This is a genomic window from Streptomyces sp. SID14478, assembly GCF_010548525.1.
Taxonomy (GTDB): Bacteria; Actinomycetota; Actinomycetes; order Streptomycetales; family Streptomycetaceae; genus Streptomyces.
In genome coordinates this window covers 1-979 of sequence record NZ_JAAGMG010001406.1, presented here as the reverse complement: position 1 = coordinate 979, position 979 = coordinate 1, and the positions used below count along the sequence as shown (strand labels likewise).

Sequence of the window (979 nt, the reverse complement as noted above, 5' to 3'; positions counted from 1 at the left end):
CCGCGTCCCCGTTCCCGGCGGCGGCCGACGTCGCCGCCCGCGCCGCCTCGTCCGCCGCGTTCCCGGCCAGCGAGTACGTGTATCCGTACAGCACGCACTGCCACATCAGCGCCATCACGACCAGCACCAGCGGGAACATCGCCGCGAACTCCAGCGTCACCGCGCCCTTGTCGGAGCGGCGGCGGGAGCGGCGGCCGCCCGCGGCGGGGTCCGGGGCCGCGACCAGGCCGAGTTCGCCGGCCAGGGCCCACAGCGCCTGCTTGACCGTCGAGCGGTTGTCGAGGTCCTGCATCCGGCCCGCGTCGACGGCCGCCTGGAGTTCCTTGTAGGCGGCGGGGACCGACGTGCGGGTGGTCTTCGTGCCGGTGACCCGCTCGACCAGAGTTGGCTGGATCTCGGTGGTGCGGGCGTGCCGGTTGACGACCGTGAGGGTCTCCTCCGCCTTGCGGATCTGGAGGCGGTCCCAGAGGCGGACCATGCGTTTCGCGGCGCGGACCGCCACGACATCCGGGGTGACCAACAGGACCGTCTGGTCGGCGAGTTCGATCGCCGCGGCGTTGGCCGCGCCCATCTGCGTACCGCAGTCGACGACCACGACCTCGTAGCGGGCGCGCAGGGCGTGGACGACCTGGCGGGCGACGCGGTCGGTGACCTCTTCGCCGCGCTCGCCGTCGGCGGGGGCGAGCAGGAGGTCGATGCCGGTCTCGTGGGTGAAGACGGCGTCCTGGAGGACGCGCGGGGTGATGTCGCGGATGGCCGCCAGGTCGGCGACGGAGCGGCGGAACTGGACGTCGAGGTAGGAGGCCACGTCCCCGGACTGGAGGTCGAGGTCCAGGAGGGCCACGGAGCGGCCGGACGCCCGTGCGGCGAGGGCGAGTTGGACGGCGGCCAGGGTGGTGCCGACGCCGCCCTTGGCGCCGGTCACGGCCACGACGCGGGCGCCGCCGCCCGCGGGCATCAGCTCCGCGCCGGTGCCGCC

At 74.7% G+C, this 979-nt stretch carries 1 protein-coding gene; it reads right to left on the bottom strand.

The features are described 5' to 3' along the window. Positions 1-979 (bottom strand): AAA family ATPase (locus G3I40_RS44600; RefSeq protein WP_164560491.1); only part of this gene is annotated, 979 nt, incomplete at both ends.